Origin of the sequence: Thauera humireducens (genome assembly GCF_001051995.2) — a bacterium.
In the GTDB taxonomy this organism is placed as follows: domain Bacteria; phylum Pseudomonadota; class Gammaproteobacteria; order Burkholderiales; family Rhodocyclaceae; genus Thauera; species Thauera humireducens.
Map to the genome: position 1 here is coordinate 2697874 of NZ_CP014646.1, position 23820 is coordinate 2721693.

At 69.0% G+C, this 23820-nt stretch carries 20 protein-coding genes; 15 read left to right on the forward strand and 5 right to left on the reverse strand.

Going from position 1 to position 23820, the window contains the following annotated elements:
• The first annotated feature begins 8 nt into the window (after positions 1-8).
• The 4 genes from AC731_RS12665 (at position 9) to mgtE (ending at position 4058) form a co-directional block, all read left to right on the forward strand.
• Positions 9-920, forward strand: a complete 912-nt coding sequence (locus tag AC731_RS12665) for an energy transducer TonB (protein ID WP_156480711.1) — start codon at positions 9-11, stop codon at positions 918-920.
• Between the two features lie 8 nt (positions 921-928).
• A complete protein-coding gene (aroE, locus tag AC731_RS12670) occupies positions 929-1762 on the forward strand; it encodes a shikimate dehydrogenase (RefSeq protein ID WP_048706591.1) in 834 nt (277 codons plus the stop codon).
• A 6-nt stretch (positions 1763-1768) separates the two neighbouring features.
• A complete protein-coding gene (mtgA, locus tag AC731_RS12675; protein ID WP_048706594.1) occupies positions 1769-2470 on the forward strand; it encodes a monofunctional biosynthetic peptidoglycan transglycosylase in 702 nt (233 codons plus the stop codon).
• A gap of 145 nt (positions 2471-2615) precedes the next feature.
• Complete coding sequence (mgtE, locus tag AC731_RS12680) at positions 2616-4058, forward strand: magnesium transporter (protein WP_004291740.1); 1443 nt, start codon at positions 2616-2618, stop codon at positions 4056-4058.
• A gap of 408 nt (positions 4059-4466) precedes the next feature.
• On the opposite strand, the gene hemL is transcribed toward mgtE, so the two are convergent.
• The 3 genes from hemL to thiD all read right to left on the reverse strand — a co-directional run bounded on the left by hemL (position 4467) and on the right by thiD (position 7357).
• Positions 4467-5750 (reverse strand): glutamate-1-semialdehyde 2,1-aminomutase, encoded by a 1284-nt coding sequence (hemL, locus tag AC731_RS12685; protein ID WP_004291741.1) that lies wholly within the window; start codon positions 5748-5750, stop codon positions 4467-4469.
• A 106-nt stretch (positions 5751-5856) separates the two neighbouring features.
• Positions 5857-6495, reverse strand: a complete 639-nt coding sequence (thiE, locus tag AC731_RS12690; protein WP_237266532.1) for a thiamine phosphate synthase — start codon at positions 6493-6495, stop codon at positions 5857-5859.
• A gap of 4 nt (positions 6496-6499) precedes the next feature.
• Positions 6500-7357: a bifunctional hydroxymethylpyrimidine kinase/phosphomethylpyrimidine kinase gene (gene thiD, locus AC731_RS12695; protein ID WP_048706596.1), complete on the reverse strand. Its 858-nt coding sequence runs from the start codon at positions 7355-7357 to the stop codon at positions 6500-6502.
• 114 nt (positions 7358-7471) lie between these two features.
• Here thiD and AC731_RS12700 point away from each other — a divergent pair, with 114 nt between their 5' ends.
• The 6 genes from AC731_RS12700 (at position 7472) to AC731_RS12725 (ending at position 17079) form a co-directional block, all read left to right on the forward strand.
• Entirely contained in the window at positions 7472-7624 is a 153-nt protein-coding gene (locus AC731_RS12700) for a rubredoxin (protein ID WP_004291746.1), read from the forward strand.
• 81 nt (positions 7625-7705) lie between these two features.
• Positions 7706-8095, forward strand: coding sequence for a response regulator (locus AC731_RS12705; RefSeq protein ID WP_004291748.1), 390 nt, complete (start codon positions 7706-7708; stop codon positions 8093-8095).
• Positions 8096-8121: 26 nt separating this feature from the next.
• On the forward strand, positions 8122-8487 hold the full coding sequence (locus AC731_RS12710) for a response regulator (RefSeq protein ID WP_004291750.1): 366 nt from the start codon (positions 8122-8124) through the stop codon (positions 8485-8487).
• A 7-nt stretch (positions 8488-8494) separates the two neighbouring features.
• Complete coding sequence (locus AC731_RS12715; protein WP_004291752.1) at positions 8495-9004, forward strand: chemotaxis protein CheW; 510 nt, start codon at positions 8495-8497, stop codon at positions 9002-9004.
• A gap of 54 nt (positions 9005-9058) precedes the next feature.
• Positions 9059-11197 (forward strand): methyl-accepting chemotaxis protein, encoded by a 2139-nt coding sequence (locus tag AC731_RS12720; protein WP_004291754.1) that lies wholly within the window; start codon positions 9059-9061, stop codon positions 11195-11197.
• A gap of 26 nt (positions 11198-11223) precedes the next feature.
• The gene (locus AC731_RS12725; RefSeq protein ID WP_048706599.1) at positions 11224-17079 is read left to right on the forward strand and encodes a hybrid sensor histidine kinase/response regulator; all 5856 of its coding nucleotides are present in this window, start codon (positions 11224-11226) and stop codon (positions 17077-17079) included.
• A gap of 88 nt (positions 17080-17167) precedes the next feature.
• Here the strand turns inward: AC731_RS12725 and AC731_RS12730 are convergent, their stop codons facing one another.
• Together AC731_RS12730 and AC731_RS12735 are read right to left on the reverse strand one after the other, a co-directional pair.
• Entirely contained in the window at positions 17168-18331 is a 1164-nt protein-coding gene (locus tag AC731_RS12730) for a MalY/PatB family protein (protein WP_048706601.1), read from the reverse strand.
• A 61-nt stretch (positions 18332-18392) separates the two neighbouring features.
• Complete coding sequence (locus AC731_RS12735) at positions 18393-19832, reverse strand: cryptochrome/photolyase family protein (RefSeq protein ID WP_048706602.1); 1440 nt, start codon at positions 19830-19832, stop codon at positions 18393-18395.
• 86 nt (positions 19833-19918) lie between these two features.
• Here AC731_RS12735 and AC731_RS12740 point away from each other — a divergent pair, with 86 nt between their 5' ends.
• The 5 genes from AC731_RS12740 to AC731_RS12760 all read left to right on the forward strand — a co-directional run bounded on the left by AC731_RS12740 (position 19919) and on the right by AC731_RS12760 (position 23800).
• Positions 19919-20494 carry a YqgE/AlgH family protein gene (locus AC731_RS12740; protein ID WP_038012421.1) on the forward strand — a complete coding sequence of 192 codons (576 nt, stop codon included), beginning with the start codon at positions 19919-19921 and terminating at the stop codon, positions 20492-20494.
• On the forward strand, positions 20487-20966 hold the full coding sequence (gene ruvX / locus AC731_RS12745; protein WP_048706603.1) for a Holliday junction resolvase RuvX: 480 nt from the start codon (positions 20487-20489) through the stop codon (positions 20964-20966). The genes AC731_RS12740 and ruvX overlap by 8 nt, the downstream gene beginning before the upstream one ends.
• Positions 20953-21456 (forward strand): bifunctional pyr operon transcriptional regulator/uracil phosphoribosyltransferase PyrR, encoded by a 504-nt coding sequence (gene pyrR, locus AC731_RS12750; protein WP_004292184.1) that lies wholly within the window; start codon positions 20953-20955, stop codon positions 21454-21456. Before ruvX ends, pyrR begins: the two co-directional genes overlap by 14 nt.
• A gap of 71 nt (positions 21457-21527) precedes the next feature.
• Positions 21528-22487 carry an aspartate carbamoyltransferase catalytic subunit gene (locus tag AC731_RS12755; RefSeq protein WP_004292185.1) on the forward strand — a complete coding sequence of 320 codons (960 nt, stop codon included), beginning with the start codon at positions 21528-21530 and terminating at the stop codon, positions 22485-22487.
• Between the two features lie 32 nt (positions 22488-22519).
• Positions 22520-23800 (forward strand): dihydroorotase, encoded by a 1281-nt coding sequence (locus AC731_RS12760; RefSeq protein WP_048706605.1) that lies wholly within the window; start codon positions 22520-22522, stop codon positions 23798-23800.
• Positions 23801-23820 lie beyond the last annotated feature (20 nt).

Sequence of the window (23820 nt, forward strand, 5' to 3'; positions counted from 1 at the left end):
ACGGCGCGATGAAAGCACGCCCGCCCAATCCCGACCTCAAGACCCCGACGCCCGCCGCGCGGCGCATCGGCTTGCGGCGGTTCGGCGGCCCCGTGCTGGCGACGGCCTTCGTGATCTCGCTGGGCGTGCATGCTGCGCTGCTGAGCCTGCAGTTCCGCATGCCCGAAGCCAAGCCGACCCGGGACAAGGGGCTCGAGGTCGTGCTCGTCAACGCCCGCCACGCCAAGGCGCCGGCGCAGGCCGACGTGCTGGCGCAAGCCAACGTCGACGGAGGCGGCACCTCGGAGCAGCAGGCGCGCCCCAAGTCGCCGCTGCCGCCCCAGCCCGCCCGGCGTGAAGGCGACGCGCTGGTCGAAGCCAAGCGCCGCACGCAGGAGCCCGTACGCGAGCAGAAACAGGTGCTCACGCGCGACAAGGCACCCGCCAAGGTGGCCGCAGCGCCGAAGCAGGTCGAGCAACCGACGCCGGCGCCGCAGGTGAGCGGGCTGGACCTGCTCGACAGCGCCGCTGCAGTCGCGCGCCTCGAGGCCGAGATCGACCGCAAGCTGGACGATCTGGCCAAGCGCCCGCGCAAGCAGTTCATCGGCGCCAAGGCCAAGGAGTACCGCTTTGCCCAGTACGTCGAGGACTGGCGCCTCAAGGTAGAGCGTGTCGGCACCCTGAACTACCCCGACGCCGCGCGCGGCCGCCTCTACGGCAGCCTGCTGCTGTCGGTCACGATCCGCGCCGACGGCAACGTCGACAAGGTCGAGGTGCATCGCAGCTCCGGCCACAAGGTGCTGGACGAGGCCGCGATGCGCATCGTCAAGCTTGCCGCACCCTACGCCCCCTTCCCGCCCGACATCCGGCGCGACACCGACATCATCGAGATCACCCGCACCTGGTCCTTCACCAATACCGACCAGGTTCGCGCCAACTGAGACCCACCATGGACCGCTACGCCGTCATCGGCCATCCGATCGCCCACAGCAAGTCCCCGCAGATCCACGCCGCCTTCGCCCGCCAGACGGCGCAGGATCTCGGCTACGAGGCGATCCTCGCACCGCTCGACGGCTTTGTCGCCACGGTGCAGGCCTTCCGCGCAGCAGGCGGCCGCGGCATGAACGTGACCGTGCCGTTCAAGCTCGAAGCCTTCGCGCTCGCCGACCGCCACACACCGCGTGCGCGGGCCGCCGGTGCGGTCAACACCCTGGCGTTCGACGCTGACGGCATCCTCGGCGACAACACCGACGGCGCGGGCCTGGTGCGCGACCTCACGGTCAACCTCGACTGCCCCCTGCAGGGCCGCCGCGTGCTGCTGCTCGGCGCCGGCGGCGCGGCGCGCGGTGCCATCCTGCCCATCCTCGATGAACGCCCGACCGCCCTGGTGATTGCCAACCGGACCGTCGCCAGGGCCGAGGAACTCGCCCGGGTTTTCGCCGCCGAAGCCGGCGACACGCAGCTGAGCGCCAGCAGCTTCGCCGCGCTGGCCGGCCAGTCGTTCGACGTCGTCATCAACGCCACCGCCGCCAGCCTCGACGATGACGTGCCGCCGCTGCCGCCAGGCCTGTATGCATCCGGCGCACTCGCTTACGACATGATGTACGGCCGGGGCGACACGCCGTTCATGACGGCGGCCCGCGCCGATGGCGCGGCCCGCGTGGCAGACGGCCTCGGCATGCTGGTCGAGCAGGCCGCCGAAAGCTTCACCCTGTGGCGCGGCGTCCGGCCCGACAGCCGAGCGGTGCTGGCCGAGCTGCGGCGCCAGATCGACGCCGGCTGAGACCGGATGCGGCCGCCACGCACCTGGCTGGGCTGGCTCGGACGCGCGCTGCTGGCGGCCCTGCTGCTGTTGTTGTTCTGGCAGGCCATCCTGTTCACGCAGGTCATCTGGTGGAGCCGCTTCGACCCCGGCAGCACCAGTTTCATGCGCATGCGGCTGGCCGAGCTGCGGCAGACCGACCCCAAGGCCACGCTGCGCCACCAGTGGGTGCCCTACGAGCGCATTTCCGTGCATCTCAAGCGTGCGGTGGTCGCCGCCGAGGACGATCGCTTCCTCGACCACGAGGGCTTCGACTGGGAAGGCATCCAGCGCGCACTGGAAAGGAACGAACGCAAGGGGCGGCTCGCCGCCGGCGGCTCGACGATCTCGCAACAGCTGGCGAAGAATCTCTTCCTGTCGCCATCCCGGAGCTGGCTGCGCAAGGCGCAGGAAGCGGTGATCACGGTGATGATCGAACGCACCTGGGACAAGCGCCGCATCCTCGAGGTCTATCTGAACGTGGTCGAATGGGGCAACGGCCTGTTTGGCGCCGAGGCTGCCGCGCGTCGCTACTACGGCGTCCCGGCCTCGCAGCTCGGCCCCGGACAGGCTGCGCGACTCGCGGTGATGCTGCCCAACCCGCGCCGCTACGAGCACAACTACGGCCCGCGCCTCGCCGCCCACGCCGACCGCATCCAGCGCCGCATGGCAGCCTCGCAGGTGCCCTGACGCCCGACCGCGAGGCACTCGCGGTGCACTGCAGCAAATCCTGCCCTCGATCAAGCGGAACTGCGGCCACAAGACGTTCGCGAAGGGTCGCGTGCGGCGCACCAAGCCCGTAGAATTCGGGTTCAAACCGCAACCGGCCGCGCCCATGACGCAGGAAGAGGAACTCCACCCCGACGACGTTCAACAGCACCTGCGTGAAGTGCAGGAGCTGCTCGCACGCCAGAAGGTCGTCGAGGACCTCGTCCATCGCCAGGACATGCCGCGCCACGAGCTGGTCGAGAACCTCGTGCACAAGCAGCATGAGGCCAGCCTGCGCGCCAAGCTCGACGAACTCCACCCGGCGGACATCGCCTACATCCTCGAGGCGCTGCCGCTCGAGGAGCGTCTGTACGTCTGGGACCTGGTCAAGGCCGAGCGCGACGGCGAGATCCTGCTGGAAGTCTCGGATGCGGTACGCGAATCGCTGATCGAGACGATGGCGCCGGAAGAGCTGAAGGCCGCCGCCGAATCGCTCGACGCCGACGAACTCGCCGACCTCGCGCCCGACCTGCCGCCGGAGGTCATCCAGGACGTCTTCCAGTCGCTCGACACCGAGGGGCGCGAGCAGTTGCGCACTGCGATGTCCTACCCGGAGGACTCGGTCGGCGCACTCATGGATTTCGACATGGTGACGGTGCGTGAGGACGTCACGCTCGAAGTGGTGCTGCGCTACCTGCGCCGCTTCGACGAACTGCCCGACCACACCGACAAGCTCTTCGTCGTGGACCGCGAGGACCACCTGAAGGGCATCCTGACGCTGGAAAGCCTGCTGATCAGCGACCCCGAGCTGGAGGTCGCCGAGGTCATGCGCTCGGAGACGGTGATCAGCTTCACCCCCGAGGACGAGGCGGACGAGGCCGCCCAGGCCTTCGAGCGCTATGACCTGATCTCCGCCCCGGTCGTCGACAGCGAGAAGCGCGTGATCGGACGCCTGACGGTGGCCGATGTGGTCGACTTCATCCGCGAGGAGTCCGAGGCCGAGATCCTGAGCAAGGCCGGCCTGCGCGAGGAGGAGGACATCTTCGCGTCGGTGTGGGACTCGGTGAAGAACCGCTGGGCGTGGCTGGCGATCAACCTGGTGACGGCCTTCGTGGCCTCGCGGGTGATCGGCCTGTTCGAGGATTCGATCGAGAAGCTGGTAGCGCTGGCTGCGCTGATGCCGATCGTGGCCGGCATCGGTGGCAACTCGGGCAACCAGACGACGACGATGATCGTGCGCGCGATCGCGATGGGTCAGGTGGAGCAGTCGGCCATGCAGCGCCTGCTGAAGAAGGAACTGGGGGTAGCGCTGTTCAACGGCCTGGTCTGGGGGGGGCTACTGGGCGTGCTGGCATGGTGGCTGTACGGCAGCGCGTCGCTGGGTGCGGTGATGACCAGCGCGATGACGCTGAACCTGCTGCTGGCCGCGAGCGCCGGGGTGATGATCCCGATGCTGCGCCAGCGCTTGGGCGCAGACCCAGCAATTGGCGGCTCGGTGATGATCACCGCGCTCACGGATTCGGGGGGCTTCTTCATCTTCCTGGGGCTGGCGACGCTGTTCCTGATGTAAGCAGAATGCGCCGCTGGTGAGATGCGGCCGCGTTACCGGACGCTCGCAGGCGTCTCCGCTCGATCGCTCGCGGCGGGGACGCGCGCGGGGTGCTCCTTCCGGGTCTGCGGAACTCGCTTCGCTCGGACAGTCCTCGCCCCTTCAGGAGCACCCCGCACGCATCCTTGAATCGTGCAAGGTGCTCAACGCAAAGCGCCCAGCGGGTCAGCGCTGCCGGCAACGCTCGAAGCGACGGGACCCACTGTCGACATGCGCAGGTCTTTCAGCCTGCGAGCGACGACCACCGTAGCCGGGGAGGCGCGGGGTATGCGTGAAGAGGCGAGGACTGTCTGAGCCCGAAGGGCGAGTTCCGCAGCCTCGGAAGGCATACCCCGCGCCTCCCCGGCGGATCGACAAACCAAACCCTTGTCAGCCCAGCTGCGCAAACACCTCACGCGCCGCCGCCACCGTCGCGTCGATCTCCGCAGCGCCGTGCGCCGCCGATACGAAGCCGGCCTCGAAGGCCGAGGGCGCGAAGTAGTGGCCGGCCTCCAGCATGGCGTGGAAGAAGCGGTTGAAGCGCTCCTTGTCGGAGGCCATCACATCGGCGAACGAAGCCGGCACCTTGTCGGCGAAATAGACGCCGAACATGCCGCCCACCGAATCCGCGCTGAAGGTGATGCCAGCGTCCTTGGCCGCCGCGGCAAGCCCGCTGACGAGGCGCTGGGTGCTGGCGGCCAGGGCTTCGTAGAAACCGGGTTCGCGCGTCAGCTTCAGCGACACCATGCCCGCGGCCACCGCCACCGGGCTGCCCGACAGCGTGCCGGCCTGGTAAACGCTGCCGAGCGGCGCGATCTTCTGCATGATGTCGCGGCGACCGCCGAAGGCGCCCACCGGCATGCCACCGCCGATGACCTTGCCCAGCGTCGTCAGGTCGGGCGTGATGCCCGTCAGCCCGGCCACGCCCTGCGGACCGACGCGGAAGCCGGTCATGACCTCGTCGAAGATCAGCACCGCACCGTATTCGGTGCAGAGGCGGCGCAGGCCCTCGAGGAAGCCCGGCTGCGGCTTGATCAGATTCATGTTGCCGGCCACCGGCTCGACGATGATGGCGGCGATCTCGTCGCCGCGCGCCTTGAACGCGTCCTCGACCTGCTGCAAGTCGTTGAAGTCGAGCACGATGGTGTGCTTGGCGAAGTCGGCCGGCACGCCGCCCGAGGACGGGTTGCCGAAAGTCAGCAAGCCGGAACCGGCCTTCACCAGCAGGCTGTCGGCGTGGCCGTGATAGCAGCCCTCGAACTTGATGATCGCGTCGCGACCGGTGAAACCGCGCGCCAGGCGGATCGCGCTCATCGTCGCTTCGGTGCCGGAACTGACGAGGCGCACCATCTCGACGGAAGGCAGCAGCGCGCAGATCAGCTCGGCCATCTCGACTTCGCTCTCGGTCGGCGCGCCGAAGGACAGGCCCTTCAGCGCCGCCTCGCGCACCGCCTCGACGATGGCCGGGTGGGCATGGCCGGCAATCGCCGGTCCCCACGAGCCGACATAGTCGATGTAGGCCTTGCCGTCGGCGTCCCACACGCGCGCACCCTCGGCGCGCTCGAGGAAGCGCGGCGTGCCGCCGACCGAACGGAAGGCACGGACGGGCGAATTGACGCCCCCGGGGATCGTCTGCTGGGCGCGGTGGAAGAGGGTTTCGTTGCGACTGGTCATGGTGCTTTGGTCCTGGACTGCATTCGAAAGACGGCATTGTCGCGCCCCGGGCCGGGTCGGTCCACCACACGGATCAAGAACGCCGCGGGACGCAGGCCGCCCCGCGTCAGAAAAGCGCGCGATAGGCGGCGGCGCGCGCCGTCGGGTCCGCCGCGCCGAACACGTCGCTCACCACGGCGATCAGATCGGCCCCGGCCGCGATCACCTGCGGCGCGTTCTCCAGCGAAATGCCGCCGATCGCCGCCACCGGCAGGCCGAGTTCGTCGCGCGCGCGCGTCACAAGCGCGAGTGCCGAGGGCGGGGCGTGAGGCTTGGTGGGCGAGGGGAACATCGCACCAAAGGCAAGGTAATCGACCCCCGCTGCAGCGCCCGCCTCCGCGCGCCCCCAGTCGGCGTAGCAGGTCACGCCGAGGATGCGGCCTTCGCCCAGCGCGCGACGCGCCACCGCCGGATCGCCGTCGTCACGCCCCAGATGGACACCGTCTGCGCCGATCTCGAGCGCCAGCGACAGGTCGTCGTTGATGATCAGGGGCACCCCGGCCGCGCGGCACAACGCCAGCAGCGCCTCCGCCTGTTCGCGCCGTTCGGCGCCGGCAACACGCTTGTTCCGATACTGCAACAAGGCCGGCCGACCGGCGAGCACGCGGCGGGTCAGCTCGACGAGGCGCGCGCCATCGGTCTCGTCGGGGGTGATGGCGTACAAGCCGCGCAAGGGCCCGGATGCCCGGACCTGCGACGAAGGCATCCGCTCACTCATCTTCCGCGCCCTTGCCACGTGCCCAGAAGAAGCGGTCCGGCAGTGCAAGCCCCATGCCCGGCCGATAGGCATGGCGCAGCGCCTGCTGGGTGAACTCCTGCGCCTCGCGTACCGCCTCGGCAACCGCCATGCCGTGCGCCAGCGCGGCGGCCACCGCAGCGGCCAGCGTCGTCCCTGCGCCCAGATAGCGCTCGGCCAGCCGCGGCCAGGCATCGGTGCGCAGCACGCCGTCGTGTGCGACCAGGGTGTTGACGACCTGTGGCCCGTGCGCAGCCCCGTCGGTCAGCAGGATGAACTCCGTGCCGCAGGCCAGCACCCGCTCGAGCGCGTCATCGACGCCGGGCTCTTCGCCCTCCTCGCCCTCGTCCTCGGCGAACTCCCCCGTCATGCCGGCGAGCCGGCACAGCTCATGGCGCCCCACCACCAGCAGCGTGGTCTGGGGCAGGATCAGGTCCGCCAGCGCAGACGCCATCTCCTCGCCGCGTTCGGTCGTGTCGTTGGCTGAATACAGCGCGGGCTCCACCACGAGGGGCAGCTCGGGATAGTCGGACAGGATCTCGGCGATGGCCGCGATGTTCTCCACGCTGCCCGCGAACCCGAGCTTGAACCCCGCGACCGGGATGTCCTCCAGCACGGCCCTCGCCTGTGCCACGACCACCTCGGGCGCCTGCGTCCACGCCTCCTCGACCGCCCGCGTGTCACGCGCGATCGCCGCCGTCTGCACGGCCAGCGGATGGCAGCCCATGCTCGACAAAGTCAGCACATCGGCGACGATTCCGCCGCCGGCGGTCGTATCACCCGCCCCTAGACAGAGCACTGCTGGAGGCACTTCCGGAATCTCGATTGGCATGAGCGAGAAGTCCGCCACAGGAGGTGGCAGGAACTATGCGTTAATATTGCACCCAATTTTACTCCTGCCTCCGGAATGAGTCGAAAGATGGCCGATACGCCTTACAAGACCTACATGTGCCTGATCTGCGGTTTCATCTACGACGAAGCCGCCGGCCTGCCCGAAGAGGGCATTCCGCCCGGAACGCGCTGGGAAGACGTCCCGCCGAACTGGACCTGCCCTGAATGCCAGGCGCGTAAGGAAGATTTCGAACTCGTCGAGATCTGAGCACCGCGCCACTCCCCGACGCCCGACGCCGGATCGAGATCCCGACGGGCGCGCACCACGTACAACCCGAGGACAGCTTGCATGGACCTTGCCGGACTGAAGGTGATGGTCATCGATGACAGCAACACGATTCGCCGCAGCGCAGAGATCTTTCTCGGCCAGTCCGGCTGTCAGGTGCTGCTCGCCGAGGATGGCTTCGACGCCCTGGCGAAGATCGCCGACCACAACCCCGACGTGATCTTCGTCGACATCATGATGCCGCGGCTGGACGGCTACCAGACCTGCGCCCTGATCAAGAAAAACCCGCGGCTGGCCTCGACCCCCGTGATCATGCTGTCATCGCGCGACGGGCTGTTCGATCGCGCGCGCGGCCGCATGGTGGGTTCGGACGAATACCTCACCAAGCCTTTCACCAAGGACAGCCTGCTGAAGGCCGTTGCCCAGCACTCCGGTCGCAGCAGCACCACCTGAATCAACCCTCCCCAGGACTTCACACGATGTCGATCCGCAAAATCCTCGTGGTGGACGATTCGCCCACCGAACGTCTCGCGCTCCAGGAAGTGCTTGCCCGCAACGGCTACGAGATCATCACCGCCGAAAGCGGCGAAGAAGCGATCCAGCGCAGCAAGGCCGACAAGCCCGACCTGATCCTGATGGACGTGGTCATGCCCGGCATGAACGGCTACCAGGCCACGCGCACGATCTCGCGCGACGACGCGACCCGCAACATCCCGATCATCATGTGCACCACCAAGGGCGAGGAGACCGACAAGATCTGGGGCATGCGCCAGGGCGCCTACGCCTACCTGGTGAAACCGCTCGACCACAACGACCTGCTCGCCCGCATCCGGGCCATCGGCTGAGGCGATCATGGCCCGACGCAGCAGTCTGCGCGAATTCCAGGAAGGTCTCGCCCGCCGGCTGGCGGAGGCCCGCAGCACAGACCGGCGCGGCCTGCTCGGTTTCCAGGCCGGTAGCGAGAACTGGCTGATCGACCTGCCCGAGGCGGGCGAGATCCTGCCACCACCACCGCTGTCGTCGGTGCCGCTGACCCGCCCGTGGTATCGCGGGCTTGCAAACGTGCGCGGCACGCTTTTCGGCGTGGTGGACCTCTCGCAGTTCCACGGCCACGCCCCGGTCATCGCCGCGGGTCGCGCCCGCCTGCTGCTCGTCGGCGCCAAGCAGGGCGTCAATTGCGCGCTGCTGGTCAGCAGCTCGCTGGGCTTGCGCAGCCAGGACGACTTCGAGCCCGACACCGAGGTCGACGCGCGGCCATGGGTCAAGAACCGGCTGCGCGACGCCCAGAACAACCTCTGGCTGCAACTCGACGCCGGGAAGCTCCTGACCAGCTCCGACTTCCTGGATGCCGGCCTGGCCTGACACCGCACCCATTCCCGATCCCGCACATTCCTCCAACAAGGCGGAGCACGCATCATGGCATTCAAGCTCTTCGGCAACAAAGCATCGGCCCTCGAAGCACGGGGCAGCGACACCTCGACAATCATCGATACAGGCGCCGCCATGGCCGCCGCCAAGGCGAGGCCCCAGCCGAAGGCTAACAGCTCGGCGCCCAAGCCCCGGACGATTGCCGAGCGCATGCGCAACCTGGGCCTGCTGTTCGGCGCGCTGGCGGTCACCACCGTGGGCCTGGCCCTCTATCAGGGGCAGCAGACGGCGAACGGCACACTGCACGTCACCGCATCGAGCGAGCTGCAGATGCTGTCGCAGCAGATCGCGAAATCCGCCCAGCTTGCCGTACGCGGCAACGCCAGCGCCTTCAACGAACTCGATGGCAGCCGCACCCGCTTCGTCGAACTGCTGCAGGCACTGAACCAGGGGGGCGCAGTCGGCGACACGATGGCGCCACCGGCGCCGGCAACGGTGAGGTCGCAGCTCGATGCGCTGGGCCGCACCTGGCAGGACACCGAACGCAATGCCGCGCAACTGCTGAAGGAGCGCAAGAACCTCATCGCGCTGTACTCGGTGGTGTCCGCACTGAACAATTCGAACGCCGAACTGCTCGACCTCAACGAGCGCGTCGTGCAACTCGCCGAGCAGGGGGGCGCCCCCCTGGCCGGACAGAGCGCGGCCCACCGCAGCATGATGCTGACGCAGCGCCTGGCAAAGAACGCCAACGCCCTGCTCGCTGCCGACGTCATCGACCCCGAAGTCGCCTTCCTGCTGAACCGTGACGCCGAGGCACTGCGTGCCCAGCTCGAGACGCTGTCGCGCACCGCCAGCGACAGCGAGCTGCGCCGCCAGGTGGAAGCGCTGACCGCCGCCGCCAAGCCGACTTTCGACGCCGCCGACGAGATCCTCGCCAACATCCAGAACGCCGTGCTGGCGAAACAGGCCGGCAGCCGCATCTTCAGCGATTCGGTGCCCCTGCTTGCCCGTGCCGGCGAGCTCACCGATGAACTGAGCCGCAGCTACCGCGGTTTCACCCTCATCCATCTGCTGATCGCCGCCGGCGCCCTGCTGAGCGTGCTCATCCTGGCAGCGATGGTGCGCGCTTACCGCACGGACGTGGCCGAACGTAGCGCCGAACTGGAATCCCAGCGCAGCAGTGCGGAAAGCGAACGTAACCTGACGCAGCAGGCCATTCTGCGGCTGATGAACGAAATGGGCGACCTTGCCGACGGCGACCTGACCGTGCGTGCAACCGTGACCGAGGACATTACCGGCGCCATTGCCGACTCGGTCAACTACACGGTCGAGGAACTCTCGGTGCTGGTGCGCCGAATCAACGACGCCGCAAGCCGCGTGACCAACGCCACCGAATCCGCCCAGCGCACCTCCAAGGAGCTGCTCGAGGCCACCGAGCGCCAGTCGCGCGAGATCGAGGAAGCCGGCGCCACGGTCCAGCGCATGGCGCAGTCGATGACGGACTCGTCCGAGCTCGCCAGCCAGTCCGCACTGGTTGCACGCCGCTCGCTGGATGCGGCACGCAAGGGCGCGGAAGCCGTGGAGAACACCATCCGCGGCATGAACGACATCCGCAGCCAGATCCAGGAAACCTCCAAGCGGATCAAGCGCCTGGGCGAGTCCTCGCAGGAGATCGGCGAGATCGTGGAACTGATTTCGGACATTACCGAGCAGACCAACGTGCTGGCGCTCAACGCCGCCATCCAGGCCGCGTCGGCCGGCGAAGCGGGCCGCGGCTTCACCGTGGTTGCGGAAGAAGTGCAGCGCCTGGCCGAGCGCTCGGGCGAGGCAACGAAGCAGATCGCAGCGATCGTGAAGACGATTCAGACCGACACCCAGGACGCCGTGGGCGCCATGGAGAACGCCACGCGCGACGTGGTCGAGGGCGCCCAGCTGTCCGACGCCGCGGGCCAGGCCCTGTCCGAAATCGACAAGGTTTCGCTCGAGGCCGCACGCCTGATCGAACAGATCTCGACCGACACCCAGCAGCAGGCGGCCACCGCCGACCGCGTTGCCGCAACGATGAAGGACATTCTGACCATCACCGAACAGACCACGCTCGGCACACAGCAGACCGCGGTGTCGATCGGCCAGCTGGCTGACCTTGCCGTCGAACTGAAGGGCTCGGTTTCGGGCTTCAAGGTCTGAACGCGATCATCGTCGGGAATCAAGTCATGACATTAGCCACCGAGACGGATCTGGGCCCGCTCACCTGGGTGAAGGGCGAGATCGATGCCGCCCTGCAGCGCACGGCGGACGCCCTCGACCGGGCACGGAGCGCGGAGGATGCCGCGAGTCAGGTGCAGTTTGCGCAGACGCATCTCCACCAGGTCCGTGGCGCGCTGTCGATCATCGGCCTCGATGGCCTGACCCAGTTCGCGGATGCAACCGAGCTCCTGCTCGGCCTGATGGCGCGCGGCGACGTGCCGGTCGACGAGACGACGCTCATGCTCGCCGTCCGCGCAGTGCACAGCCTGGGCAACTACCTCGAGGAACTGGCCCACGGCGTGCCGGACCAGCCCATGCGGCTCGCCCCCCTGTACGAGGAAATCGCCGTCGCGCGCGGACTCCCGCTGCCCTGCGCCGCGGACCTCTTCTATCCCGACCTGTCGCGCCGCCCGCCGCGACGCGCCGCGGCGGCGCACGACCCCGCCACCGCCCAGGCCATCCTGCGCCAGGCCCGGACGCGTTTCGAGCGCGGCCTGCTCGAATGGCTGCGCGGCCATGCCGCCGGCGCGGCCGCGATGCGCGAGGCCATCGCCGAGGTCGAGTCGGTACAGGCGTCCGCGAGCACTCGCAGCCTGTGGTGGGCCGCACTGGCCTTCTACGATGCCCTCCTCGACGGCAGCCTGATCAACGACATCGGCGTCAAGCGCCTGTGCACCCAGATCGATGCCCAGTTCCGCCGCTTGCTCAAAGGCGCCCCCTCCGCGCCCGACCGCCTGTTGCGCGACATTCTCTACCAAGTGGCCGGCAGTCCGGCACGTACCGCGCACCAGCACGAAGTCCGCGCCTGCTGGCAGCTCGATGCACTGATGCCCGCAGCCGGCGCCCGCGTCAGCGACATGCCGCTGGCCCCCCTGCTGCAGAACCTGCAGCAGATGCTCACGCCTGCGCGCGAACAGTGGGACGCCTTCTGCGAAGGCACGGCGGTCGCGCTCGGCCGCTTCGACGAGCACATGAAGGCGCTGACCCAGGCCTGCGCCGCGCTCGCGCGCCCGGCGACCCTGCAGCTCGTCGCTGGGCTGAGCGACCTCGCCCAGTGGCTGCGCCGTGACCCCTTGAAGCACACGGACGCCATCGCGCTCGAAGTCGCGTCCGCCCTGCTGCTGCTCGAAGGCGACTTCGGACAGCGCTTCACCGACGGCGCGCTTGCCGAACAGATGAGCCTGCGCCTCGCGCGCCTGGAAGCGCTGCAGCGCGGCGAGCTGCCGCCTGCGGAAATGGCCGGACACGGTCTGCTGCATGCCCGCGAGAGCCAGGAGAAGGACGCGATCGCCCAGCTCTGCCGCGAGATGCGGTCGAGCCTGGCGCAGGTCGAGCAGACCCTGGACGACTACTTCCGCAACCAGAACAAGCATGAGTCGCTCCCGCAGTTGCACCAGCCGCTGCAGCAGGTGGTGGGCGCGCTGAGCATGCTCGGCGAAACCGAAGCGCTGACCCTGGTGCGCGACGCCGCGACCCGCATCGCCAGCCTCGCCAGCGCACCGAACGAGGCGAATCCTGCGGAATTCGAAACCCTGGCGCACCAGTTGTCCGCCCTGGGTTTCTACCTCGACGCCCTGCCGCTGGGCGGCGCAACGCTCGAGGACTTCCTGCATCCCGAACGCCGCCGCTCCGAGGCCGAAGACGTCGAACCCGAGTCCGAATCCGGGTTCGCGCCCATTTTCGAACCCCCGCCTCAGGCCGTTGCCGAGCCGGAACCGAAGGTGCCGCCCCCCCCTGCCGAAGTCGCGCCAGCCACACCCGAGGTCGCGGCAACGCCAACGACGGAACCGGTTGCGACAGCCGAAGCGCTGTTCGTCGAAGAACTGGAAGATCTGGAAGAGCTCGAGGACCTCGCCGTCGAGGAAGCGGTCGCAGCCCAGCCCACGGCGCAGGCGCCTGCGGCAGCGCCCGTCCTGCCGGAAAGCGACGCGGAGATCGACGCCGAACTTCTGGAGATCTTCATCGAGGAGGCCACCGAAGTCCTCGCGACGATCCGCGAGCAGCTCGAGCTTGCACGCACGGCGCCACACGACGGCGAGCATCTGACCACCATCCGCCGCGGTTTCCACACCCTCAAGGGCAGTGGCCGCATGGTCGGACTCAGCGTCCTCGGCGAGGCGGCATGGGGGCTGGAACAGACCCTGAACCGCTGGCTGCAGCTCGAATGGCCCGTCACCCCGGCGCTGCTGCACCTTGTCGATGCCGCGCACCAGGTCTTCTCCGCCTGGGTCGAGCACCTTCAGACCGGATGCGGACAGCCCGACCCGAGCTCGGTGCTGAACGAGGCCGAGCGCCTGCGCAGCAGTGACGCCGCAACCCTGGAGCCGGGCGAAGTCACCCCCGCGACGCAGCCTGAGACGGCTGCCGAAGAGCGCGGCGCCGACAAGGCATGGCCGGAGTTCCCCAATCTGGACCTGTCCGAGACCGGCGAGATCCTGCCGCTGTACGACGAAACCCTGCTCGAACTGGACGCGTCCTTCCTGGGCGAGCAAGAGGCGCAGCCGGTGTCCGGGCAGGAAAGCGCCGGCGTCGACGAGATCGACTTCGGCGCCCTCCCGGAACTTGTCGTGGCTGAAGAGGCATCGGCCACCGCCGAACCGGGCGCGGCGGCGAGCGAGTCGATCGAAGGCGAGGTGCCGGAGACCTCCGAGGGCGAACGCTCCGCCGCCGTAACGCTCGCGTTGGCCGAGGAAGACCTCGAACGGCTCGAGGCGCTGGAGATCGAGGCGCTCCAGCCCGAGGCCCTGCCGGGTGCCGCCGAAACCGTCGCCGAAACCGAAGCCGAAGCCGCGGAAGCCGCGGTCATCGCGGCAGCACTGCCCCAGGCGGGCCCGGTGGAGGACATCCCGCCGATCGCCGCCGAAGCCGGCCCCGAAGCCGAAGCGGAGCCCGCGATCGAGCCCGAAGCCTGGAACGCGCCGGAAACGATCGTCGAACACGAGGCGACGCCGGAATCCGCCTTGGAGGAACTCGCGCCGTCCGCTGAAGGCGAAGCGCAGCGTGCAGCCACGCCGCCAGCCGCCCCCGTGACCGTGCGCATCGGCGACATCGAGATCTCGCCGGCCCTCTACGAGCTCTACCAGTCCGAGGCGCGCCAGCACCTCGCCACCCTCGCGCAAGACTTCGAGCGCCTCGCCCGGCACGCCGATGCGCAGCCGACGGAATCGGCAATGCGCGCCGCGCACACGCTCGCGGGCATCTCGGGCACCACCGGCTTCAACGCACCGCACGAACTGGGTCGTGCCCTCGAGCATGCAATCGAGCGCCTGCGCGAGCAGGGGCGGGCACCCCAGCGCGACGAACTCTCGGTGCTGAACAAGGCCCAGGCTGCCCTGCAAGGCATGCTGGCGCAAGTTGCGCTGAAGGTCGTTCCCGAGGCTTCGGGCACGCTGGTGGCCGAGCTCAATGCAAGCTGCCACGTGCCGGCGGCCAGCCCGATACCTGCCACGCCCGAAGAGGCGTTCGCCGAAACGCCGGCGATCGACGACACCGCCGGACCCGTCGAGCCGGCCACCGCAGCGCCAGGCGCTGCGGCAGCCGCGCTGCAGCCCGTTCCGCAGGACGAGATCGATGCCCAGCTGCTGCCGATCTTCCTTGAGGAAGCGGCCGAACTCATGGGCCAGCTGCACGCCGCGGTACGCGCCTGGCACGCCGCACCGGACGGGACGCAGTACCCGACGACCATTGCACGCCAGCTGCACTCGCTCAAGGGCAGCGCGCGCATGGCCGGCGCGATGGCGCTGGGCAGCCACCTCCACCAGCTCGAATCCCGGCTGGAAGACGGGCTGGCAGACAAGGCCGGCCCCGGCACGCTGTTCGAAGACCTCGCCTTCGGTCTCGACCTGTGCGAACAGATGATCGATGGTCTGGTGGGCCTGCCCGGCGCTGGTGCCGACACCGACAAGGCCGCCCCTGTCGAGCGCGCCGCCGCCCCCGGTGCTGCAGCGCCGGTCGCCACGGTCACCGGCGAGACGGCGGCCGAAGTCGAAGCGATCGCTTCGGCGACACTGCGCGTGCGCGCCGAACAGATCGACCGCTTCGTCAACGAGGCCGGCGAGATCGGCATCGCCCGCACCCGCATCGAGGGCGAGCTGCGCACGCTGCGCCGCTCGCTGCTCGACCTGACCGAAAACGTGATCCGCCTGCGCAACCAGCTGCGCGAGGTCGAGATTCAGGCCGAAGTGCAGATGCAGTCGCGCATCGCCCAGGCCGAATCGCATCACGCCGAGTTCGATCCGCTCGAGATGGACCGCTACACGCGACTCCAGGAACTCACGCGGATGATGGCCGAGAGCGTGAACGACGTGACCACCGTGCAGCAGACCCTGCTGCACAATCTGGACGGCGCCGACCTCGCCCTGAACGGCCAGGGCCGCACCACCCGCGAGCTGCAGCAGGGGCTGATGCGCGTGCGCATGCTGCCTTTCGACAGCCTGGCCGATCGCCTCTATCGCGTTGTGCGCCAGAGCGCGAAGGAGCTCGGCAAGCGCGCCAGCCTCGACCTGCGCGGCGGCCGCATCGAGATCGACCGCAGCGTGCTGGAACAGATGGCCGCACCGCTCGAACACCTGCTGCGGAACGCGGTGGCGCATGGCATCGAGGGCCCGGCCGAGCGCGCGACCGCGGGCAAGCCCGAAACCGGCCAGATCGTGCTGACCGTCACGCAGGAAGGCAACGAAATCGCCATCGACCTGCAGGACGATGGCAGTGGCCTCGATTTCGAGCGCATTGCCGAGCGGGCGCGCAGGAACGGGCTGATCGGGCCGGACGAACATCCGGACACCAAGCGCCTGACCAACCTGATCTTCCTGTCCGGCTTCAGTACCGCCGGCCAGCTGTCGGCCGTGTCCGGCCGTGGCGTGGGCATGGACGTGGTGAAGGCGCAGACCGCGTCGCTGGGCGGGCGCATCGACGTCGCCAGCACGGCCGGCCAGGGGACGCACTTCCGCATCTACCTGCCCCTGACGCTCGCGGTGACGCAGGCCCTGCTGGTGAAAGCCAGCGGACGCAACTGGGCGATTCCGTCGAACATGGTGGCCCAGGCGATGGAGCTCAAGCCCGATGCGCTCAAGCGCGTGCAGGACGAGCGCGGCATCGAGTGGCAGGGCCAGCACTATGCCTACCGCTACCTGCCGCGCCTGCTGGGCGACCGCCAGAGCCTGCCCGAAGAGCAGCGCTACAACTGGCTGCTGTTGCTGCGTGCCGGTGCGCAGACGCTGGCGCTGCATGTCGACAGCATGCGCGGCAACCAGGAAATCGTGGTCAAGAACGCCGGACCGCAGCTCACCCGCATCGTCGGCATGACCGGCGCCACGGTGCTCGCCGACGGCGAAATCGCGCTGATCCTGAACCCGGTCGCCCTTGCCAGCCGCAGCCTCGACACCGGCGCTGAAGCGGACGAGGCGCGCATCGTCGCCGAAGCGCCGCCGGTGGCGGTGCATCAGCCGACGGTCATGGTGGTCGACGATTCGCTGACGGTGCGCCGCATCACCGGCCGCCTGCTCGAGCGCGAGGGCTACCGCGTCATCACCGCCAAGGACGGCGTGGATGCGCTGGAGCAACTGGTCGACATCGTGCCCGACGTGGTGCTGTCGGACATCGAGATGCCGCGCATGGACGGCTTCGACCTCGTCCGCAACATCCGCGCCGATGCGCGCACGCGCCAGGTGCCGGTGATCATGATCACCTCGCGTCTGGCGGACAAGCACCGCCGCTACGCGGAGGAAGTGGGCGCCAACCACTATCTCGGCAAGCCCTATCAGGAAGAGGAGCTGCTGGCCCTGCTGGCGGGCTACACTCGGGCCGAGACCACCACGGTCTGAGCCGTATCGCGCCAGACGCCCCGGTTTCCGCCTCACGCAGGCGGGCCGGGGCGTCTTGCTGCAGGACGCCCGTTTCAGGCCACCGGTGTCAGGCGGACAGGGCTGCCGCCAGGCGCGCGAGCGCCTCGTCCAGCGTCGCCCGCGGACAACCGAAGTTGAGCCGCAGCCAGCCCGGCGCGCCGAAGTAGCGTCCATCCGACAGGCCGACGCCGGCCGCCTCGAAGAAGGCCGTCGGCTCCTCGATGCCGCGCGCCGCCATCATGCCGCGGCAGTCGATCCACGCCAGGTAGGTGGCCTCGGGCGACGTCGCCGCCAGTCCGGGCATCGCCGCCACCGCCTCGAGCACGCGCGCACGGTTGCCGCGCAGGTAGTCGAGCAGCGCTGCACGCCAAGGACCGCCGTCGCGGTACGCGGCCTCCGTCGCCACCATGCCGAGCACATTCACATGCGGGATCAGTCCGCGCATGGCGTGGCGGTAGCGGCGGCGCAGTGCGGCATCGGGAATGACGGCGAACGCGCAGTACAGCGCGGGAATGTTCCAGGTCTTGGACGGCGCCATCAGCGTGATCGTGCGCTTCGCCACCGCGTCGTCCAGCGCAGCGATCGGGCGATGCGGCCTGTCCTCGTCGAGCACCAAGCCGCAGTGGATCTCATCGGAGCAGATCAGCAGGTCGTGGCGCGCCGCGAACTCCGCCAGCCGCCGCAACTCCGTCTCGTCGAACACGCGCCCCACCGGGTTGTGCGGCGAGCACAGCAGCAGCATCCGGCTGCGCGCATCCGCCGTCCGCTCGAGCGCGTCCCAATCCCATTGCCAGCGGCCATCGGCCAGCACCAGATCGCAGCGCTGCAGCACACGGCCGGTGTTGCCGGGTGCGGACAGGAAGGGCGGATACACCGGCGCGGCGGTGACGATGCCGTCCCCCGCTTCGCCGGCGATCGAACAGGCCAGATTGAAGCCGGTCACCACGCCGGGCAGCCACACCAGCCAGTCGGCCTCGATCGCCCAGCCGTGGTCGCGCCGCAGGCCCTCGACCACGGCCTCCACCAGCGAAGTCCAGGCGTCGGTGTAGCCGAACACGCCGTGGTCGATACGTCGGTGCAGGGCCTCGATGACCGCCTGCGGCGCCGCGAAATCCATGTCCGCCACCCACAGGGGCAGCACGTCGCGGCCCGCATAGCGGCCCCATTTCTCGCTCGGCAGGCTGCGGCGGTCGATGATGCGGTCGAAGTCGAAGGCGGCGGCGTCGCTCATGGGAACATTCCGGTCATGAAATCAGACGGGATTGTCCCGCATTCGCGCGGCGGGCGGGCGCTCAGCCCTTGAGCACCCCGAAGCGCTGCAGGGTGCGTTCGCGCGCCGCCGCGTGATCCACGACCGGGCCGGGGTAATCGACGCCGATCCTGGTCCGGCACGCGGTCTGGTCGATGCCGCCCATGGTCCACGGCGCATGGATGAACTTGTCCGGCACCCGCGCCAGCTCGGGCAGGTAGCGGCGGATGAAGCGCCCTTCGGGGTCGAACTTCTCCGACTGCGTCACCGGATTGAAGATGCGGAAGTAGGGCTGCGCGTCGCAGCCGGTGGAGGCCGCCCACTGCCAGCCGCCATTGTTGGCGGCGAGGTCGTAGTCGTTCAGATGCACGGCGAAGTAGCGCTCGCCCAGTCGCCAGTCGATGCCCAGATCCTTGGTCAGGAAGGAGGCGACGATCATGCGCAGGCGGTTGTGCATCCAGCCGGTCTGGTTCAGCTGGCGCATCGCGGCGTCCACGATGGGGTAGCCGGTGCGCGCCTCGCACCAGGCGGCGAAAAGTTCCGGGGCGTCGTCCCACTTCACCGCGTCGTACTCGGGCCGGAAGGCGCGTTCGACCACCTGCGGGTGGTGCCACAGGATCTGGTGGTAGAAGTCGCGCCAGATCAGTTCCGACAGCCAGGTCTCCGCCCCCTCGCCACCGTGCGCGCGGGCATGGGCGGCGAGCTGGCGGATCGACACGGTGCCGAAGCGCAGGTGCGTCGACAGGTAGCTGACGCCCTTGACCGCCGGAAAGTCGCGCGCGCGCTTGTAGCGGTCGATACGCGCGGCGAAGTCCTCGAACAGGCGCCTGCCGCCGCGCATGCCCACCGGCATCTGCAGTTCGGCCAGATTGGTCGGCTCGAAGCCGATGTCAGCCAGGCTGGGCAGGGTCTCGCCCGCCGGCTTGGGGGCGAGATGTGCAGCGTATTTGTCGACCGGGTAGGACTTGAGCTGGAAGGCATCGACCGCTTTCAGCCACGCGTTCTTGTAGGGCGTGAACACGCTGAAGGGCTTGCCCGCCTGGGTCAGTACCTCGTCGCGCTCGAAGATCACCTGGTCCTTGAAGTCCGCGTAGCCGATGCCCTCCCCGGCCAGCGCCTGCGCCACGCGGCTGTCGCGCACGATCGCATCGGGCTCATAGTCACGGTTGGCGAAGACCTTGTCGACGCCCAGCTCGCGCGCGAGGCGCGGGATCTCGTCCTCCGCGCGGCCATGGCGCACGATGATTCCGGCACCCGGCGCGCCCGCCGCCCGGGCCATCGCGTCGAGCGCCACATCGAGTTCGGCCACGCTGGCGTGGATGAACTCGACGCGGCGGTCGCGGCGCGAGGGCAGCGCATCGAGGATGGCGGTATCGAAGACGAAGGCGCAATGCACGCACGTGGCGAAACGCAGCGCATGATGGAGCGCGGCGTGGTCGAAACTGCGCAGGTCGCGGCGGAACCAGACGAGGGCGGAGGGCATCGTTTTGTCCTGGACAAAGTGGGCGCATTATGACGCATCCGCAGGTGCGCGGGGCCAGCGCCAAGAACCCCGGCGATCGGCGTAAAATGTCGCGCATGGAAACACCTACGGCCAACTTCACGCATCACTTCCTGATCGCCATGCCCAACATGGCCGATCCTCATTTCGTGCGCACGCTGACCTACATCGCCGAGCACAACGAACAGGGCGCGCTCGGCATCATCGTGAACCGCCCGATCGACATGACGCTGGCCGCGCTGTTCGAACGCATCGAGGTGCCGCTCGAAGCCCAGGGCTTCGAGGCCCAGCCGGTGTATTTCGGCGGCCCGGTACAAACCGATCGCGGCTTCGTGCTGCACCGGCCGGTGGGCGACTGGCATTCGACGCTGAAGGTCAGCGAAGACGTCGGGCTCACCAGCAGCCGCGACGTGCTGCAGGCCATCGGCGCCCACGGCGAACCCAAGGACGTGCTCGTCACGCTCGGCTACGCCGGCTGGGCCGCGGGCCAGCTCGAGCAGGAACTGATGGACAACGCCTGGCTGACCGTGCCGGCCGACATGGCGATCGTCTTCGACCTGCCCCCCGAGGAGCGCCTGGCCGCCGCAATGCAGAAGCTCGGCGTGGACTTCGCCAACCTCAGCGAGGTCGCCGGGCATGCCTGACGCGGCACCCGCCGCCGCCCGCCCCCAGGCCGCCCTGCCCGCGCGCGGCACCCTGCTCGGTTTCGATTTCGGCCTGGCGCGCGTCGGCGTCGCCACCGGCGAACTCGAGACCGGCCAGGCCAACGCGCTGGTCACGCTGCACGACGAATCGAACGACGCCCGCTTCAAGGCCATTGCCCGGCTGATCGCCGAATGGCGTCCGGTGGCGCTGGTGGTGGGCATCCCCACCCACCTCGACGGCAGCGAGCACGAGCTCACCACGCGCTGCCGCCGCTTCGCCAACCAGCTGCACGGCCGCTTCGGGCTGCCGGTGTTTGCCGCCGACGAACGCCTGTCCTCGGTCGCGGCCGAATCCGAACTTTCCACCGCCAGCCTCAAGGGCTGGCGCGAGCGCAAGGCGGTGCTCGATGCCGTCGCCGCCCAGATCATCCTGCAAACCTTCCTGGACGCCCGCCGCCATGAATCAACTTGATGCCGAAGCGCTGTGCCGGCAGCTCGCCGAACAGATCCGTCCCCACGTCACGCCCGCCACCGCACTGGTCGGCATCTACACCGGCGGCCTGTGGCTGGCCGAGCGCCTGCACAAGGAGCTTGGCATCCAGCCGCCGCTGGGCGCGATCGACGTGTCCTTCTACCGCGACGACTACGGCAGCAAGGGCCTGCACGCCAAGCCGCAGAAGACCGAGATCCCGTTCAACGTCGATGGCGCACATGTGATCCTGGTGGACGACGTGCTCTACACCGGCCGCACCACCCGCGCCGCGCTCAACGAGCTGTTCGACTTCGGTCGCCCGGCCGCGGTGGAGCTGGCGGTACTGGTCGACCGCGGCAGCCGCGAGCTGCCGATCGCCGCGCGCTACTGCGCCCACACCCTGCCCGAGGCCCTGCCGCACGACCAGAGCCTCGAACTGCAGCGCGACGCCGCCGGCGGCTTCACGCTGAAGCTGACGCAGCGCGCCTGACGCACGGCAGGCCCGCCGCATGACCCCGACCCACCTTTTCCTGCCCACTCGCTGACTCCGAGGCACGCCCGATGCGCAACCCCCAGCTCAACCAGCACGGCGAACTGCAGCACCTGCTCACGCTAGACGGTCTGCCGCGCGACATCCTCACCGCCATCCTCGACACCGCCGCGCCCTTCACCGAGGTGGCCGAGCGCGAGGTCAAGAAGCTGCCGCTGCTGCGCGGCAAGAGCGTGTTCAACCTGTTCTTCGAGAACTCGACGCGCACCCGCACCACCTTCGAGATCGCCGCCAAACGCCTGTCGGCCGACGTGGTGAACCTCAACATCAACACCAGCTCGGCCGCCAAGGGCGAGAGCCTGCTCGACACGGTCGACAACCTGTGCGCGATGCAGGCCGACATGTTCGTCGTGCGCCACGCCGCGAGCGGCGCGCCGATGCTGATCGCCCAGCACCTGCAGAACACCGGGCGCGACCACATCCACGTGGTCAACGCCGGCGACGGCCGCCATGCGCATCCGACGCAGGGCCTGCTGGACATGTACACGATCCGTCACTTCAAGCAGGACTTCACCAACCTGACGGTGGCGATCGTCGGCGACGTGCTGCACTCGCGCGTGGCGCGCAGCCAGATCGCCGCGCTGACCACGCTGGGCGTGCCCGAGGTGCGCGTCATCGGCCCCAAGACCCTGCTGCCGACCGAGGTCGAGAAGCTTGGCGTGCGGGTGTTCCACGACATGCGCGAAGGCCTCAAGGGCGTGGACGTGGTGATGATGCTGCGCCTGCAGAACGAGCGCATGAACGGCGCGCTGCTGCCCACGCCGCAGGAGTACTACAAGATCTGGGGCCTCACCGCCGAGAAGCTGGCGCTGGCCAAGCCCGACGCCATCGTCATGCACCCCGGCCCGATGAACCGCGGCGTCGAGATCGACTCGGCGGTGGCCGACGGCGCACAGGCGGTCATCCTGCCCCAGGTCACCTTCGGCATCGCCGTACGCATGGCGGTGATGAGCATGCTGGGCAGCCACTGAGCCCCGGACAGCACAGGCACAAGGATTCACGCATGAACATCCTGATTTCCAACGGCCGCGTCGTCGATCCGGCCAACCGCACCGACGCGGTGCAGAACGTCTACGTCGCCGGCGGCAAGATCGTCGCGCTGGGCTCCGCCCCGGACGGTTTCCAGGCGGACCGCAACATCGACGCCAGCGGCCTGGTCGTCGCCCCCGGCTTCATCGACCTCGCCGCGCGCCTGCGCGAGCCCGGCTTCGAATACCGCGCCACGCTCGAGTCCGAGATGGAAGCGGCGATGGCCGGCGGCGTCACCAGCCTCGCCATCCCGCCCGACACCGACCCCGCGCTCGACGAGCCCGGCCTGGTCGAGATGCTGACCTACCGCGCGAAGAAGCTGAACCGCGCCCACATCTATCCGGTCGGCGCGCTCACCATCGGCCTCAAGGGCGAGCGCCTGTCGGAGATGGCCGAACTGGTCGAGGCCGGCTGCGTCGCCTTCTCGCAGGCCAACGTGCCGATCGTCGACAACGGCGTGCTGATGCGTGCGCTGCAGTACGCCGCCACCTTCGGTTTCCGCGTCTGGCTGCAGCCGATCGCGCCCTTCCTCGCCCGCGGCGGCAATGCCCACGACGGCGAGGTCGCCACCCGCATGGGCCTGGCCGGCATTCCGGTCGCGGCCGAAACGGTGGCGCTGTACACCTACCTGGAACTGGCCAAGATCACCGGCGCGCGCCTGCACATCACCCGCCTGTCGTCCGCGGCCGGCCTCGCGCTGATCGAGCAGGCCCGGGCCGAAGGCATGGACGTCACCTGCGACGTGTCGATCAACCATGTACACCTGTGCGACATGGACATCGGCTACTTCAACCCCAACTGCCACCTGATCCCGCCGCTGCGCAGCCAGCGCGACCGCGAGGCGCTGTGCAGGGGGCTGGCCGAGGGCCGGATCAACGCCCTGTGCTCCGACCACACCCCGGTGGACGACGACGGCAAGCAGGCCCCCTTCTCGGAATCCGAGCCCGGCGCCACCGGCCTCGAGCTGCTGCTGCCGCTGACGCTGAAGTGGGCCGGGCGCGCCGGCCTGTCGCTGCTCGACGGGCTGGCCCGCATCACGTCCGATGCCGCGCGGATCGTCGGCATCACCAAGGCCGGCCACCTGTCGGTGGGCGCACGTGCCGACGTCTGCGTGTTCGACCCGGACGCCCACGTCGCCGTCACCCGCGACAGCCTCAGGAGCCAGGGCAAGAACACACCCTTCCTCGGCATGGAACTGCCCGGCCAGGTCCGCTACACCCTGGTCGAAGGGCAGGTGATGTACGAGGGGCGCTGAGTCCGGGACGCTGGCGGCAA